At 52.2% G+C, this 14,814-nt stretch carries 18 protein-coding genes; 17 read left to right on the forward strand and 1 reads right to left on the reverse strand.

Translation table 11 applies throughout. The features are described 5' to 3' along the window. The 12 genes from SK38_RS03165 (at nt 1) to SK38_RS03215 (ending at nt 8,273) form a co-directional block, all read left to right on the forward strand. Entirely contained in the window at nt 1-594 is a 594-nt protein-coding gene (locus tag SK38_RS03165) for a DUF550 domain-containing protein (protein ID WP_231587304.1), read from the forward strand. Beyond that, nucleotides 594-851 (forward strand): hypothetical protein, encoded by a 258-nt coding sequence (locus tag SK38_RS03170; RefSeq protein WP_048235139.1) that lies wholly within the window; start codon nt 594-596, stop codon nt 849-851. The genes SK38_RS03165 and SK38_RS03170 overlap by 1 nt, the downstream gene beginning before the upstream one ends. Next, nucleotides 827-2,923: a DNA cytosine methyltransferase gene (locus SK38_RS03175; protein WP_048235141.1), complete on the forward strand. Its 2,097-nt coding sequence runs from the start codon at nt 827-829 to the stop codon at nt 2,921-2,923. The genes SK38_RS03170 and SK38_RS03175 overlap by 25 nt, the downstream gene beginning before the upstream one ends. Before the next feature lie 193 nt (nt 2,924-3,116). Then, entirely contained in the window at nt 3,117-3,350 is a 234-nt protein-coding gene (locus tag SK38_RS03180) for a DinI family protein (RefSeq protein WP_048236408.1), read from the forward strand. Between the two features lie 44 nt (nt 3,351-3,394). Beyond that, on the forward strand, nt 3,395-3,640 hold the full coding sequence (locus tag SK38_RS23545) for a hypothetical protein (RefSeq protein ID WP_075553025.1): 246 nt from the start codon (nt 3,395-3,397) through the stop codon (nt 3,638-3,640). Between the two features lie 129 nt (nt 3,641-3,769). Next, nucleotides 3,770-3,970: a hypothetical protein gene (locus tag SK38_RS03185; protein ID WP_048235144.1), complete on the forward strand. Its 201-nt coding sequence runs from the start codon at nt 3,770-3,772 to the stop codon at nt 3,968-3,970. A 2-nt stretch (nt 3,971-3,972) separates the two neighbouring features. After that, on the forward strand, nt 3,973-4,332 hold the full coding sequence (locus tag SK38_RS03190) for a RusA family crossover junction endodeoxyribonuclease (protein WP_048235145.1): 360 nt from the start codon (nt 3,973-3,975) through the stop codon (nt 4,330-4,332). Further along, nucleotides 4,329-5,369, forward strand: a complete 1,041-nt coding sequence (locus tag SK38_RS03195; protein ID WP_048235147.1) for a DUF968 domain-containing protein — start codon at nt 4,329-4,331, stop codon at nt 5,367-5,369. Before SK38_RS03190 ends, SK38_RS03195 begins: the two co-directional genes overlap by 4 nt. A gap of 13 nt (nt 5,370-5,382) precedes the next feature. Then, complete coding sequence (locus SK38_RS03200; RefSeq protein ID WP_048235149.1) at nt 5,383-5,988, forward strand: hypothetical protein; 606 nt, start codon at nt 5,383-5,385, stop codon at nt 5,986-5,988. 959 nt (nt 5,989-6,947) lie between these two features. Further along, nucleotides 6,948-7,226 carry a phage holin gene (locus tag SK38_RS03205; protein ID WP_016150433.1) on the forward strand — a complete coding sequence of 93 codons (279 nt, stop codon included), beginning with the start codon at nt 6,948-6,950 and terminating at the stop codon, nt 7,224-7,226. Then, entirely contained in the window at nt 7,198-7,746 is a 549-nt protein-coding gene (locus SK38_RS03210; protein ID WP_048235151.1) for a lysozyme, read from the forward strand. Before SK38_RS03205 ends, SK38_RS03210 begins: the two co-directional genes overlap by 29 nt. Then, nucleotides 7,743-8,273 (forward strand): hypothetical protein, encoded by a 531-nt coding sequence (locus tag SK38_RS03215; protein WP_048235152.1) that lies wholly within the window; start codon nt 7,743-7,745, stop codon nt 8,271-8,273. The genes SK38_RS03210 and SK38_RS03215 overlap by 4 nt, the downstream gene beginning before the upstream one ends. Before the next feature lie 51 nt (nt 8,274-8,324). Here SK38_RS03215 and SK38_RS03220 read toward each other — a convergent pair whose 3' ends face one another. Further along, nucleotides 8,325-8,864, reverse strand: a complete 540-nt coding sequence (locus SK38_RS03220; RefSeq protein ID WP_048216144.1) for a YfbU family protein — start codon at nt 8,862-8,864, stop codon at nt 8,325-8,327. A gap of 386 nt (nt 8,865-9,250) precedes the next feature. Here SK38_RS03220 and SK38_RS03225 point away from each other — a divergent pair, with 386 nt between their 5' ends. Genes SK38_RS03225 through SK38_RS03245 form a run of 5 tightly spaced genes read left to right on the forward strand, consistent with a single transcriptional unit; the run spans nt 9,251 to nt 14,806 of the window. Further along, entirely contained in the window at nt 9,251-9,796 is a 546-nt protein-coding gene (locus SK38_RS03225) for a terminase small subunit (RefSeq protein ID WP_000453624.1), read from the forward strand. Further along, nucleotides 9,771-11,693 (forward strand): phage terminase large subunit family protein, encoded by a 1,923-nt coding sequence (locus SK38_RS03230; RefSeq protein ID WP_048235153.1) that lies wholly within the window; start codon nt 9,771-9,773, stop codon nt 11,691-11,693. Before SK38_RS03225 ends, SK38_RS03230 begins: the two co-directional genes overlap by 26 nt. Then, on the forward strand, nt 11,693-11,899 hold the full coding sequence (locus tag SK38_RS03235) for a phage head-tail joining protein (RefSeq protein WP_003034782.1): 207 nt from the start codon (nt 11,693-11,695) through the stop codon (nt 11,897-11,899). Before SK38_RS03230 ends, SK38_RS03235 begins: the two co-directional genes overlap by 1 nt. Next, on the forward strand, nt 11,896-13,488 hold the full coding sequence (locus SK38_RS03240; RefSeq protein WP_048235154.1) for a phage portal protein: 1,593 nt from the start codon (nt 11,896-11,898) through the stop codon (nt 13,486-13,488). The genes SK38_RS03235 and SK38_RS03240 overlap by 4 nt, the downstream gene beginning before the upstream one ends. Further along, nucleotides 13,469-14,806: a S49 family peptidase gene (locus tag SK38_RS03245; protein ID WP_048235155.1), complete on the forward strand. Its 1,338-nt coding sequence runs from the start codon at nt 13,469-13,471 to the stop codon at nt 14,804-14,806. Before SK38_RS03240 ends, SK38_RS03245 begins: the two co-directional genes overlap by 20 nt. The last annotated feature ends 8 nt before the right edge of the window (nt 14,807-14,814 follow it).

Below are 14,814 nucleotides of genomic sequence, written 5' to 3' on the forward strand. Positions count from 1 at the left end.
ATGACAACTAATAACCATCCGGCGCACGGCCATGTATCACTCGAGCGACTGCACCAGATAAGCGAAATACTTAGCAAAGCATCAGCACAAAGCGACGGCGGTAATCTCGGCTACGCAATGGCTGATGCTGTGAAGGTGATTGCTGGGGTGTTTGCCCGCGAACTGGTACGTCGTGAGCATGCGATATGGTCACAGGCTACTTTCGGCGATGTCGGTCCAGTTGGTCCGCTGAAGCACCTTTCCAAAGAAGCGCTCGAGGCTGCTGCGGAACCAGGCGACCTGAGCGAATGGGCTGACATGCAATTCCTGTTATGGGATGCGCAACGCCGTGCCGGTATCAGTGATGATCAGATTACCCAGGCGATGCTAGAAAAACTGGCGGTGAACAAGCAGCGCCAATGGCCTGAGCCGAAAGACGGTGAGCCAAGGCTACACATCAAGGAATCCGACAACTCTCCTGTGACTCCGGAGGGGGCCACCTGCAAATACTGCGGCGGTACAGGATATTTCCGCTGGCAAAAGTCAGCAAATACCTTCCCGTGTCCATGTATGGGATGCGATTTGCCAGCATCACTGAGACAGGAGGACAAGTGATGAACCCGCAACTTGAATACGCCACGAAGCGTATCGTCGAGCTGGAAAGTATGTTGCTGGTGGATGTTGAGGAAACCGTCTGGCCTGCTGAAGTGGGAATGGTCTACAGCCAGGTTGAAAGTGTTGGGGATCTTCCTACACATCACCAACGGCGTCTGAAGTTTCACATCAACCGGATGTGGCTGGAAAAAATGCCGGTACCGTCAATTATTGCCGCGGCGCGTTCGCTGGCATGCGCGATGGGGAAATACGCGTGAGAGAAATCATTGTTGATAATTTTGCTGGGGGCGGTGGCGCTTCAACCGGTATTGAAATGGCGATCGGCCGCAGCGTTGATATTGCTATTAACCACGACGAGAACGCCGTGGCGATGCACACTACGAACCACCCTGATACGTTGCACTACTGCGAGTCTGTGTATGAGGTGCGACCAAAGGTAGCTACTGCAGGCCGTCCGGTGGCGCTTGCGTGGTTTTCTCCAGATTGCCGCCACTTTTCTAAAGCTAAAGGCGCTAAACCTGTCGAGAAAGCGATCCGCGGACTGGCTTGGGTAGTATTGCGCTGGGGGCTGGATGTTGAGCCGCGGGTCATGAAACTGGAGAACGTCGAAGAGTTTAAAACGTGGGGGCCATTACTGGCCGGTGAAATGCGACCGGACCCGGCCCGCGCAGGCGAAACTTTCGAGGCATTCATCGGCATGCTGACAACAGGCATCCCGGCTAACCATCCGGCGCTGGCAGAATGCTGCGAGTTTTTGAATATTTCACTTGATAGCGAGGATGCTGCTCGACTGGTTAAAGGTCTGGGCTATGTCGTTGAGTATCGCGAACTGCGCGCCTGCGACTACGGCGCACCGACAATCAGAAAACGTTTCTTCATGGTCATGCGCCGCGATGGGAAGCCGATTGTGTGGCCGGAACCAACGCATGGGGATCCGAAATCACCTGCGGTTCAGGCTGGCAGGCTGGCGCCATGGCGTACAGCTGCGGAGTGTATCGACTGGTCAATTCCGGCCCCATCGATATTCGGACGCAAAAAGCCGCTGGCAGAAAATACCCTTAAGCGTATCGCGCGCGGCATACAGCGCTTTGTTATCGAAAGTGCGTCGCCGTTTATCGTGAAGTGCAATCACACCAGCACAAAAACGAGTTATGACTGTTTCCGTGGTCAGGCGTTGGGCGAACCCCTACAGACGATTACCAAAACCCACGGCTACGCATTAGCTGTTCCACATCTTACAAAGTTCCGTACCGGCGCAACTGGGCAGCCCGTTACCGAACCGGTACCGACGGTAACTGCTGGTACATCAAAACGCCCGGGCGGGAATGGGCATGCACTCGGGATTGTTGAGGCTGCACTGACGCCGTTCCTGGCCGGTAATGGTGGCAGTGAATACCAGGCTAAACCGCGCCCGCTGGATAAACCTGCTCACACCATTCTGAAGCAATCCCGCGCCTGTCTGGTTGCGCCAGTGATAGCCCGCCAGTTTGGGGCCAGTGTCGGACACCGGGCAGACGAACCGAGCGCCACCATCACCGCTGGTGGCGGCGGCAAATCTCAACTGGTCACACCCACGTTGATCCAGATGGGTTATGGCGAACGTCCAGGACAGGAGCCGCGAGTGCTGCGACTGGATAACCCGCTGGGGACCGTTACTGCAGGTGGTAATAAATTCGCGACGGTGAGCGCGTTCCTGGCGAAGCACTACGGCGGTAACTACTCGGGACCGGGCATCGGTTTAGATGAGCCTGTTCATTCAGTTACCACGGTTGATCACCACGCAGTTGTCGCTGCGCATTTGATGGTCAATAACACAGGACATCCTGGCGGCACACTGTACAATCCGGCTCATACTGTAACGACAGGAAATCATCATGCTGCAATCACCTCTCACCTGGTAAAACTGCGAGGCACCTGCCGTGACGGCCAGCCAACCAGTGAGCCAATGCCAACGGTGACGGCTGGCGGGCTGCACGTAGGGGAGGTGAAAACGACTCTTGCGGTCGATGAATACGACGAACATCGCGCGCAGCAGACGCTTGAGTTTCTGCGGGAATACTGCGGTGAGGATTGTGACGGGCTGGTGACTGTTGACGACATAACTTACCGCATCGTTGATATCGGCATGCGCATGCTGCAGCCGCACGAGTTATATCGCGCGCAGGGCTTCCCTGAGTGGTACATCATCGACCAGGACTATCGGGGCAAAAAGTACGCGAAGGATAAGCAGGTTGCCCGCTGCGGTAACGCGGTGCCACCGCCGTTCGCTGAAGCGTTGGTGCGGGCAAACCTGCCAGAATTGTGCCAGCCAAAGGATATTGCCGCTTGACTCATCCCCGCTACGGCGGGGATTTCTTTACTTTCAATCCTTTTTGCATAACTGATTTAGTAAATTCCGAATACTCGGAAAAACTTAGCGTATACAACGGCATGGCTTTGGCGAAAAGTGCTATTAACCACTTGAATATGAGGTTCAATAGGCATACTGTATGGATGTACAGTATATTGGTGTAGAGGGAATTATGAAGATAGAACTTACCATCAACAAATCAAAAGACCTGCCGCGCGGCGCCATACCCGCACTTGAGAAAGAGTTGCTTAAAAGACTTCAGGATCAATATGAAAATTGCTCTCTGGTCATCCGCAGGGCTGGCGGCGATAGCCTGACTGTTTTCGGTGGCGATAAGGGCGATAAAACGAAGGTGGAGGAAATCCTGCAGGAAACATGGGAAAGCGCTGACGACTGGTTTTATTAATTTTTTGGGTATTACTTTGATCCCGTTTGCATGGGGGAGTTTAAGTGAAAGAAAAAGTAGAATTGCCCAAAAAAGGCTACGCAGTCATCAGATGTCACGATGGAGTCATCGTTGCCAGACTGCAATCATTTCCAGAATGTGAGCGTGCCCTGATGTACCGGCGCGGCAGCATGGTGTCTTTCATGCCTCTTCAGGATGATGAAATTATTGGCACACCAACGTTGTTTACTCAGATGCTGGAAAGGGCTGGTTATCGCGTTACCCAGAAATCTGTTACACTCCCGTCATAGGCCTGAACAACCTATACCTGCTGCGCCACAGGAGAAAAGCCCCATGGCGCAAGATCAATTCAAGCAACCCCACATACTGACGTTAACTAACGCCAGCGATTTTCTTTTTGCCGCATCCAGAGGTGCGTTATGAAGAAAAGCTGGTTTCAACATACCCAACTCACCACTGAGCAGGCTGACGAACTGGAAGCCCGCTATCGCGCAAAGCAGATTAAGACAGAGCGTAGTCTGGATAATGACTTTATTCACTGGACGATCAGCGCGTTCTTGCCAGAAGTATCTAAGCCTCCGCGTCAGGACAGAACTTGGCAACAACGGATCTGGAGGTGAATGTGAAAGTCTACGATATCACCCCAATGGGCAAGCCCAGAATGACGCGCGCTGACAAATGGAAAAAGCGCCCCGAGGTTCTACGTTACCGGGCTTTCTGTGATGAAGTTCGTCTGCAGGGTGTTGGGCTGGCGGAAAGCGGTTCGCATGTCACTTTCATTCTTCCGATGCCAGCGAGCTGGAGCAAAAAGAAACGGACTGAGTTCAACGGTAAACCACACCAGGCTAAACCTGATTTCGACAACATGATGAAAGCCCTGATGGATGCCATTTACGAAGATGACGCTCACATCTGGGATTCACGCGTCACAAAATTATGGGGAGAGAAGGGACAAATAATTATCGGGGAGATTGCAGAATGAGGGCGCTGCTGAAGCCGGTGGTTGTGCGTGAGCTTGGAATTGTGCTGCTCAAGCCGGGCAGTGAGCTGATGTCATTATTCAGTTGTGAACGTGTGCTGGTGGAAAGCCAGCCAGCAGGTATGGAGCGTTTGCCTGCAGGCCGTGTTCCTGACGTTCGCCAGCCGCTTGCGTGTGACGAGTCACTGTGGCCGTTCTTCCTGGATGAAAAGGTTATGAAGGCTGCTGGTGGTTTGAGTGGGCTTGATTACTGGCTTTTGCGTTATGGCGGCAGCTGCTGCCAGTGGCCACACAGCGATTACCATTATCACGAGTTAACCACTCTGCGTCATGAACCCGGATCGGTTCTTCTGTGTGGACATTGTGATAACCATTTGCGTGACCACTACAGCGAGCAACTTGCAGAGCTGGCGAGACGTAATGTTATTAGCTGGATTATCAATAGCATCATGGTGGCGCTAAATCAGGATCCTTCCAGAGAACTGTCGCTGGCGGAGCTATGCTGGTGGGCGGTGCGTATGGGTGTTACCGATGCAATTCCCGAATCAGTAGCCAGTCGGGCGCTTCGTATTCCTCCGGAAGAGCATCAGTCAGTCATGCATGAATGCGACATCGAGCCGGGTGTAACCGCCACCAGCATCATTACAGCCAAAGCCAGCACAGTAACCGTGAACATGCCACCAGCGCAGGTGCCTGCGATTAAGCCTGTAGTTGGTGTTCTGGTCGATCCTGAATCTCCGCAAACCTATATGAAACGTCCAAAGCGTATCCGTTGGACGGCCCCCCGATATCTGGAATGGATTAAAACACAGCCCTGCGAATGCTGTGGCGAACCATCAGACGACCCACACCATTTAATTGGCTGGGGGCAGGGAGGTATGGCAACGAAGGCGCATGATATTTTCGCGATCCCCCTGTGTCGTCAGTGCCATACAGAACTACATAACGACCCGGTGAAGTTTGAGCGAAAGCATGTACCTCAGCCGGTAATGATTATCAGAGTGCTGGACCGGGCTTACGGGCTCGGTGTTCTGGCGTAAGGAGATGAACAGGATGACACCACGTCAACGACGTAATCATTTTGAAGCACTTGGTAAAGCAGCATCTGCGCCGCGTAAAAGCTGGCTGGGGAAATGCATCCTCCTGACGGGGATCCAGTCCGGATGGATTAAATCCCTGCTCACTACATGGGGTGATGGTGTGGGTGGAAAAACAGCACCACGTATGCCGCGAGGACACGCGTGCTGGAATGTACTTAAGGGACGGAACTGGTCAGATAAGGCGTTAGAGCGCTTCACCGCGGCGTTGAACCAGGCTCGAGAAGAAGGATTCCGTGGACAGCAGGCAATGAACAGGGCACACAGCATTCTCTGGCCCCAGTCACCTGTCAGTGTGATTGATGAAGCCCTGCATAATGATGATGTCGATTTTGTTGAGCAATGCGTACTGCAGGCGCTGGATATTAACGATCCGGTTTATGTTGTTGGTCTTCAGTATTACACCACACGAAAAAAAATCTCAGATATAACCCGGGAACTGCAGGCGATTGCGCCCTGGCTGACACAAGAAAAGGCCAGAGAGCGAGTTAAGTGGTGTTTACAGATTTTCAGAGCAAAGGTGTACCTGTCAGCGAGAGCACTATTGGAAAGCGAGGAATAATGCTTTTGCTTTTTTGTGCTGTTTTTTGTATCTGGTATTGAAAACTACCCAGAAAGTTAGATAATCCATTCATGCTTGGCAGAGCTGCGCCACGATGGCAGCGACGAAAAGCGAACAATTTGAATATAACGAGAACCCCGCCAGCGCGGGGTTTTTGCTTTCCGGCGATACGACAGGGGTATTCGCGAGGTGCATTGCACCAGTACCCCTGTCATATCGTCGATCTGTAACATCTTAAATAACTGATTCTGAAATTCAGTCAGTGGATGTTGTAAGGGCTGAAGGATGGCTTTATTTTTAAAATTGTGGTGAATCCTCTTGTGCGGAGGGTGACCAGTTAAGGACTCCTGAGGTCCAAAGTTGCTTCATGAAGCTTGCCTGCTAGGGCAGTTTCACTGAAAGGAATCGGGCACCACATAATAATCTTTTAGAAGTTGCATACAGACTTTTAGCCTGTTCGTCCGAGCAGGCTTTTTTTTGTTGTTTTAGTATGGCGTTCTTAGTTGGTGGATTTTTTGTATCTGCTAACAGAGAGAAGATAACTGATTCCTAAAATTGAAAGGCTGGCGTTGTTTGCTGCAATGATTAAATCTATCTTCTCAGTTGTGGCGAATCCCCCTATGCGGAGGGGCGTCTGGCAAAGCTCTGTAAGCGCTGTTTCACGCGGTTCTGTAAGCCGGGGCAGAATCACCGGGAGGCACCCGGCGCCACAAATAAAATAAATATTATCAACATTAACCACCCCGTTAGCCTGTCCTGAATGATGGGCTTTTTTTTATTTTGTTCATGGCGCCTGTCAGCGCAATTCATCGTATCTAATCGAGGCTGCCGAATGGCGGCCTTTTTCTTATTCAGGCTCACGGGTATCACTCACTGCGTGCTTTGTTGATAAATCCAGCCCGTGAAGCCTGATCCTCCTTTCATCACACAGCGCCATCCGAAAAATCGGAGGTGAGGCTATGACCAGAATGAGCACCATTTACAGCAGACTTTCATATGGATCAGGAACCACGCTTGCCGGCTGCGGTGTATCAGCGAAGGCATATGCCGAAACAGCTAAAACAGCAAAAGAGGTGTCCTGGATGTTGGCCGACAGAATTGCAGGGTTAAGCCTGAGTGACTGGGCAATTATTGTCGGTATCGCATGCACCGTTATCACCTGCGCAGTGAACTGGTATTTCCGCTGGAAAGAACGGGAGGATCGTCGCAATGGCTATGCCACCAAAGCTGAAGAATAAACTGAGTGCAGCGGTCGTTGGTTTGATTCTTGCCGGGGCTTCCGCGCCCATGATTCTCGATCAGTTTCTGGATGAGAAAGAGGGTAACAGCCTGAAAGCATATCGCGACGGCGGCGGAATCTGGACCATTTGCCGTGGCACCACGATGGTTGATGGTAAGCCAGTAGTTCAGGGCATGAGGCTTTCTGCTGAGAAATGTGCCCATGTAAACGCCATCGAACGCGACAAGGCGCTGGCGTGGGTCGAGCAAAATATCAAGGTGCCACTGACCGAACCACAGAAAGCTGGGATAGCATCTTTTTGTCCGTATAACATCGGCCCCGGAAAATGCTTCCCGTCTACGTTCTATAAGCGGATCAATGCTGGCGACCGTAAAGGAGCCTGTGAAGCCATTCGCTGGTGGATTAAAGACGGTGGCCGCGATTGTCGTCTAACCAAAGGCCAGAAAAATGGCTGCTATGGACAGGTAGAAAGACGGGATCAGGAAAGCGCTCTGACGTGCTGGGGGCTGGGACAATGAAAATTAATCCCGTTCTGATCGTTATTATCGTTATTGCGGGCCTGTCATTCGCTCTCATAAAGAGTTGTGCAGATGTCACAAGCATAAAAAGTGATAACGACGTTCTTAGAAGTGACAACGTTATGCAGGGCAAGTTGATAGCAACTCAGGCTCTTAATTTCAATCGATTCAATCAGGTTGCTGAACATGCCAACAGGCTTAACTCTCTGATCAATACCAGCACCGAAGAAACCGTAATCGAATACCGGGAGATTCTCCGCCGTGAAAAAACCTGTGATCTGCCTGTTCCTGCTGACATTGCTGGTGGGTTGCTCGAATACGCGCACCGTTTACGTGCCAGCGCAATGCACGCCGATTCCGGCAAATCTGACGCAGCCGATGCTAGTACCGTTGCCACCAGCTCAATGACATATTGTCAAGCTGTGCTGTGGATTAAGCCGCTGCTGTCCGTTATCGAGAAGGGTAATAATAATTTTAGAGGAATAAGAGAAATTGAAGGGGAAAGAAAATCAAAATCCATCCCCTAGTAGGTATAAAACGTTATTTATCCTCATCCGAGAATAAAAATTGATCCAAAATTAAAGAGCTAACGGGGCTTGAGATAAGATTTCGCTAACCTCTGCAGAACTCAGTTCCCATTGGCGATCTAGGGCATTTATTTTTTTACAAGCTTCGATCAGCGCCTTGTAGTGATGCACTGTATGTAAATGAGTATTATTAAGAGGAAGTTTTTGTTCAGGGAAGCGATCAATTTTCTGAAATGCTTCGATTATACCTTCGTATTCATACTCGTTGTTTCCATCGAAACCAGGCAATTGAATCTGATCACCAACAATATTCAAGCGGTGTTTCTTCTTAAGCTCATCTTGCTCTGTTGAGCTAAGCAAACGGTACGATTTAGAAAGCCCCCTATAGGCATACAGTAATTCGACTACAAAATCTCGCTCAGCCTTTCCTGAACCTTCGGAGAATGCTCCAGAATATTTTGCGTCAAGAATCCAGTCTTGACCGGAAGTGATCGCATATTTGACGATTTCCGGGTCAAAGTCAGTATCGATGTCAAGATGAATGGCAATGTCACAAAGTAATGCAGTGTTGATTTTATCTTTAATATCCATGAGTTACCTCTCTAAGTGAAATGTTATTTTTACTCGTGTTTTTCAATTGAGTCCATGGGCATCCTCACACAAATAAATACTTTTGGCATGGGAGAAGTTATCCAGAAAGTGTTGCACTTGGGTGATGAGATATGATTCAACAGGTAACCCTACCTCATGGGCTCTGTGGGTCCTTTCCGGCGATCCGGCCTGTTACGGGGCGGCGACCTCGCAGATTCTCGCTATTTATGAAAATTTTCAGGCATTTGCCATTTCCGTTCTTCTTCTCGCTAATTCATTGTTTTAACTGAAAACACCCCCTGAAAAGAAAGGAAACGATAAGCCTTAAAAACGGTTAAATAGCCAGAGGGCGTTTCCTTTCTCTGTTTTTGTGCATGGAGTGGGCTATGGAGGTCAACAAAAAGCGGCTTTCTGAAATATTTGGTGTCAGCGTGCGAACCATCCAGAACTGGCAGGATCAGGGAATGCCTGTGGCACGTGGCGGCGGAAAAGGTAATGAGGTCCTCTATGAATCTTCCGCGGCTATTGAATGGTATTCCGCACGCGACGCGGCGATTGAGAATGAGAAATTACGCAAGGAGGTGGAAGACCTTCGTCTTGCATCGGAATCCGACCTTCAGCCTGGTACGATTGACTATGAGCGTCATCGCCTCACCCGGGCACAGGCTGACGCCCAGGAACTAAAAAATGCAAAAGATTCCGCTGAGGTGGTGGAAACCGCATTCTGCACGTTCGTGCTGTCGCGGATGGCCGGAGAAGTAGCCAGCATTCTTGATGGAGTCCCTCTGTCTGTTCAGCGGCGCTTCCCGGAGCTGGAAAACCGACATATTGATTTCCTCAAGAAGGACATCATTAAAGCCATGAACAAAGCAGCTGCGCTGGATGAAATAATACCGGGGTTGCTGAGTGAATATATCGAACAGTCAGGTTAAGGGGCTGCAGCACTCTGCGCGCGCGGGTCTACTTTCGCTGTACCGACCTGAGCCGCAAACGGCGGTTGAATGGGCAGACGATAATTACTATCTCCCCAAAGAGTCGGCCTACCAGGAAGGGCGCTGGGAAACGTTGCCGTTTCAACGCGCGATCATGAATGCGATGGGTAACGATTACATACGTGAGGTCAACGTTGTTAAGTCTGCCCGTGTTGGCTATTCAAAAATGTTGCTGGGTGTTTATGCGTATTTTATTCAGCACAAGCAGCGAAATTCCCTTATCTGGCTGCCTACTGATGGTGACGCCGAAAACTTTATGAAGTCGCATGTTGAGCCGACGATTCGCGATATTCCGTCACTTCTGGCGCTGGCCCCTTGGTATGGAAAAAAGCACCGGGACAATACGCTCAGTATGAAACGCTTCTCCAACGGTCGCGGGTTCTGGTGTCTGGGTGGTAAAGCGGCGAAAAACTATCGTGAGAAATCGGTCGATGTCGCCGGTTACGATGAACTGGCGGCATTCGATGAAGATATTGAGAAAGAGGGATCCCCGACGTTCCTGGGTGATAAACGTATTGAGGGGTCTGTCTGGCCCAAATCTATTCGCGGCTCAACGCCAAAAACAAAGGGGACCTGCCAGATTGAGCGTGCTGCCAGCGAGTCCGGGCATTTCATGCGTTTTCATGTTGCCTGTCCGCACTGTGGTGAAGAGCAGTACCTTAAATTCGGCGACAAAGAGACCCCGTTCGGGCTGAAATGGACACCGGGCGAACCATCCAGCGTCTTTTACCTGTGTGAACATAATGCCTGCGTCATTAAGCAGCAGGAGCTGGATTTCACTGAAGCTCGTTACATCTGCGACACCACCGGGATCTGGACGCGCGACGGTTTATCCTGGTTTTCATCAACAGGCACCGAAATCGACCCGCCAGACAGCGTGACGTTTCACATCTGGACGGCATACAGCCCGTTTACCACCTGGGTTCAGATCGTTAAAGACTGGCTAAAAACGAAAGGGGATACAGGAAAGCGTAAAACCTTCGTGAACACCACTCTGGGCGAAACATGGGAGCCTAAAATTGGTGAACGGCCTGACGCGGAGCTCATGGCCGAACGCAAAGAGTTCTTCGGGGCATCCGTACCTGAGCGTGTTGCTTATCTGACAGCCGGGATCGACTCCCAACTGGATCGATATGAAATGCGCGTCTGGGGATGGGGGCCCGGTGAGGAAAGCTGGCTGATTGACCGGCAGATCATTATGGGCCGTCATGATGATGAAGCGACCCTCGTCAGGGTGGACGAGGCGATTAACAAAACCTATCTCCGAAAGAATGGCGTGGAAATGTCGGTATCCCGTATCTGCTGGGATATCGGCGGTATTGACCCCACCATTGTCTACAATCGCTCAAAAAAGCATGGTCTGTTTCGCGTGATCCCAATTAAAGGGGCTTCCGTTTACGGCAAGCCTGTGGCGAATATGCCGCGCAAACGCAACAAGAACGGCGTTTATCTGACGGAAGTGGGGACTGATACCGCAAAGGAGCAGATTTATAACCGCTTCACACTTCAGCCGGAAGGGAGTGATCCTCTTGCCGGTGCCGTGCATTTCCCCAATAACCCCGAAATTTACGATCTGGCTGAGGCACAGCAGCTTACTGCTGAGGAGCAGGTTGAAAAATGGGTGGACGGGCGTAAGAAAATTGTTTGGGACAGCAAAAAGCGACGAAATGAGGCGCTGGACTGCTTCGTGTACGCGCTGGCTGCCCTGCGGATCAGTATTTCACGATGGCAACTGGATCTTGATTCACTGCTCGCGAGCCTACTGGAGGAAGAGGGGAACCGGACCAATAACAAAACCCTGGCTGATTATGCCAGGGCATTATCTGGAGATGAATAATGGCGACACAGACTGATCTGGATGCCGCCCGCGCTGCGTTGCACGATCTCATGATGGGAAAGCGGGTGGCAACGGTGCAAAAAGACGGCCGGCGGGTTGAGTTTACCGCGACCTCCGTCAGTGACCTGAAAAAATACATTGCCGAACTTGAGTCACAGGTTGGCACCACTCCACGACGCCGGGGACCGGCAGGATTTTACGCATGAAAACACCTGCTTTGTTAGGACCGGACGGTAAAACCGCTCTGCGGGATTATGCCGGATATCATGGCGGTGCTGGTGGCTTTGGCGGTCAGCTCCGCGCCTGGAACCCACCGAGTGAAAGCGCAGATGCTGCGTTATTGCCTAATTTTTCCCGTGGTAACGCGCGCGCTGACGACCTGGTCCGCAATAATGGCTATGCGGCAAACGCGGTACAGCTCCATCAGGATCACATTGTCGGATCATTTTTCCGGCTCAGTTATCGCCCCAGCTGGCGTTTTCTGGGCATTGGAGAGGAAGAGGCCCGGGCGTTCTCCCGTGAAGTTGAGGCGGCCTGGAAAGAATTTGCTGAGGATGATTGCTGCTGCATTGATGCGGAACGTAAGCGTACATTCACCATGATGATCCGCGAGGGTGTTTCCATGCATGCGTTTAACGGTGAGTTATGTGCACAGGCCACCTGGGACAGTGATTCCACGCGTCTTTTCCGCACACAGTTCAAGATGGTGAGCCCAAAACGCATCAGCAACCCCAATAATGCCGGAGACACGCGAAACTGTCGGGCAGGTGTCAGAACAAATGACAGTGGCGCCGCGCTGGGATATTACGTCAGCGAGGATGGCTATCCGGGGTGGATGGCGCAGAAGTGGACCTACATCCCGCGTGAACTGCCCGGCGGCCGGCCTTCCTTTATCCACGTATTTGAACCCCTGGAAGATGGGCAGACACGCGGTGCTAACGTGTTTTACAGCGTCATGGAGCAAATGAAAATGCTCGATACACTGCAAAATACGCAGCTCCAGAGTGCGATTGTCAAGGCGATGTATGCCGCTACGATTGAAAGTGAGCTGGATACGCAAACTGCGATGGACTTTATTCTCGGCTCAGACAGTAAAGAGCATCAAAGCAAGATGACTGGCTGGCTGGGGGAGATGGCCTCGTACTATACCGCGGCGCCGGTTCGTCTCGGCGGCGCGAAGGTGCCGCATCTGATGCCGGGCGACTCCCTGAATCTTCAGTCAGCGCAGGATACTGATAACGGCTATTCGACGTTTGAACAATCTCTGCTGCGCTACATTGCTGCAGGGTTGGGTGTGTCGTATGAGCAACTCTCTCGCAACTATTCGCAGATGAGTTATTCCACCGCCCGCGCCAGTGCTAACGAGTCCTGGGCGTACTTTATGGGGCGTCGCAAATTTGTTGCCTCCCGCCAGGCCTGTCAGATGTTTTTATGCTGGCTGGAAGAGGCCATTGTTCGCCGGGTGGTGACACTACCGTCTAAAGCCCGATTCAGTTTTCAGGAGGCGAGAAGCGCCTGGGGAAATGCAGACTGGATCGGCTCCGGGAGAATGGCCATTGACGGTCTGAAGGAGGTGCAGGAGGCCGTCATGCTCATTGAGGCGGGGCTGAGCACCTATGAGAAGGAATGCGCCAAACGCGGGGAAGATTATCAGGAAATCTTTGCCCAGCAGGTTCGCGAAACGATGGAGCGCCGCGCAGCGGGACTTAAACCGCCAGCGTGGGCGGCTTCGGCCTTTGAGTCTGGACTGAAAAAATCGAATGAGGAGGGGACCGATGACGCCAGAGCTGCGTAATCTCCCGCACATTGCCAGTATGGCCTTCAATGAGCCGCTTTTACTTGAACCCGCCTATGCGCGGGTTTTCTTTTGCGCGCTCGCTGGTCAGTTAGGTATCACCCGTCTGACCGACACCGTGTCGGGCGTTACGCTTGGCGCAGAGCAGATGGCTGAACCGCTGGCACTCTTTGGTGATGATGAGGAAATGGGGCCAAAGCCGGCGCGAAGCTACCAGGTCACTGATGGTATCGCGGTGCTGCCTGTTTCCGGGACGCTGGTCAGTAAAACCCGCTCACTCCAGCCGTATTCGGGGATGACGGGGTACAACGGCATCATCGCCCGCCTCCAGCAGGCAATCAGCGATCCGGGTGTAGACGGCATTCTTCTGGATATGGATACGCCAGGTGGAATGGTGGCGGGTGCCTTTGACTGTGCGGACATCATCGCCCGCATGCGGGATATCAAACCCATATGGGCGTTAGCCAACGATATGAACTGCAGCGCTGGCCAGCTGATTGCCAGTGCGGCATCACGTCGGCTTGTGACGCAGACGGCCAGAACGGGATCTATCGGGGTCATGATGGCCCACAGCAATTACGGCGCCGCCCTTAAAACCAGCGGCGTTGAGGTCACGTTGATTTACAGCGGCGATCACAAGGTGGACGGGAACCCCTACGAGAAATTACCCAAAGAGGTACGCGCAGATTTTCAGGCGCGTATTGACGCTACCCGGCAGATGTTCGCTGAAAAGGTGGCGGGTTATACCGGCATGTCGGTTCAGGCCGTTCTTGATACTGAAGCGGCTGTGTTTTCAGGCCAGGAATCAGTAGACAACGGCCTGGCGGAGCAACTGGTCAACAACATGGATGCGCTGAACGTTATGCGCGATGCAATTAATAAACGAACGATGATTTCCCGAGGAGGAAGCATGAAAGGTACTACTGCATCAGCAGATACCACTCAACCAGCAGCATCTGCTGACCAGACCGTGACCACCGTTGACGCGCCTGCTGTGGTCGTTACTGACCCTGCCGCGGGCGCAACTGTTGATATCAGCAGCCAGCTGGCAGCGGCGGTCGCAGCCGAAAACGGTCGCATTATGGGGATCCTGAACTGTGAAGAGGCGAAAGGGCGTGAATCACAGGCGCGCGCGCTGGCGGAAACGCCAGGGATGACGGTGGAAAGTGCCCAGCGCATCCTTGCCGCGGCTCCTCAGAGTGCCCAGGCGCGTACGGATACCGCGCTGGATCGTCTGATGGAAACCGCACCCGGCACCGTAACGGCAGGTAGCGCTTCTGCCGAAGCGGGTGACGATTTGTTAAATACGCCTGTTTAAGAGGTCAA

Origin of the sequence: Citrobacter sp. MGH110 (assembly GCF_001037515.1) — a bacterium.
Classification (GTDB): Bacteria; Pseudomonadota; Gammaproteobacteria; order Enterobacterales; family Enterobacteriaceae; genus Citrobacter; species Citrobacter portucalensis.

Coding starts and splice junctions, on each gene's coding strand:
- SK38_RS03235 (WP_003034782.1), top strand. CDS start 11,693: ATGGCGACACAGACTGATCTGGATGCCGCCCGCGCTGCGTTGCACGAT.
- SK38_RS03240 (WP_048235154.1), top strand. CDS start 11,896: ATGAAAACACCTGCTTTGTTAGGACCGGACGGTAAAACCGCTCTGCGG.
- SK38_RS03225 (WP_000453624.1), top strand. CDS start 9,251: ATGGAGGTCAACAAAAAGCGGCTTTCTGAAATATTTGGTGTCAGCGTG.
- SK38_RS03175 (WP_048235141.1), top strand. CDS start 827: ATGCGCGATGGGGAAATACGCGTGAGAGAAATCATTGTTGATAATTTT.
- SK38_RS03210 (WP_048235151.1), top strand. CDS start 7,198: ATGGCTATGCCACCAAAGCTGAAGAATAAACTGAGTGCAGCGGTCGTT.
- SK38_RS03195 (WP_048235147.1), top strand. CDS start 4,329: ATGAGGGCGCTGCTGAAGCCGGTGGTTGTGCGTGAGCTTGGAATTGTG.
- SK38_RS03200 (WP_048235149.1), top strand. CDS start 5,383: ATGACACCACGTCAACGACGTAATCATTTTGAAGCACTTGGTAAAGCA.
- SK38_RS03180 (WP_048236408.1), top strand. CDS start 3,117: ATGAAGATAGAACTTACCATCAACAAATCAAAAGACCTGCCGCGCGGC.
- SK38_RS03165 (WP_231587304.1), top strand. CDS start 1: ATGACAACTAATAACCATCCGGCGCACGGCCATGTATCACTCGAGCGA.
- SK38_RS03215 (WP_048235152.1), top strand. CDS start 7,743: ATGAAAATTAATCCCGTTCTGATCGTTATTATCGTTATTGCGGGCCTG.
- SK38_RS03205 (WP_016150433.1), top strand. CDS start 6,948: ATGACCAGAATGAGCACCATTTACAGCAGACTTTCATATGGATCAGGA.
- SK38_RS03185 (WP_048235144.1), top strand. CDS start 3,770: ATGAAGAAAAGCTGGTTTCAACATACCCAACTCACCACTGAGCAGGCT.
- SK38_RS03245 (WP_048235155.1), top strand. CDS start 13,469: ATGACGCCAGAGCTGCGTAATCTCCCGCACATTGCCAGTATGGCCTTC.
- SK38_RS03220 (WP_048216144.1), bottom strand. CDS start 8,864: ATGGATATTAAAGATAAAATCAACACTGCATTACTTTGTGACATTGCC.
- SK38_RS03170 (WP_048235139.1), top strand. CDS start 594: ATGAACCCGCAACTTGAATACGCCACGAAGCGTATCGTCGAGCTGGAA.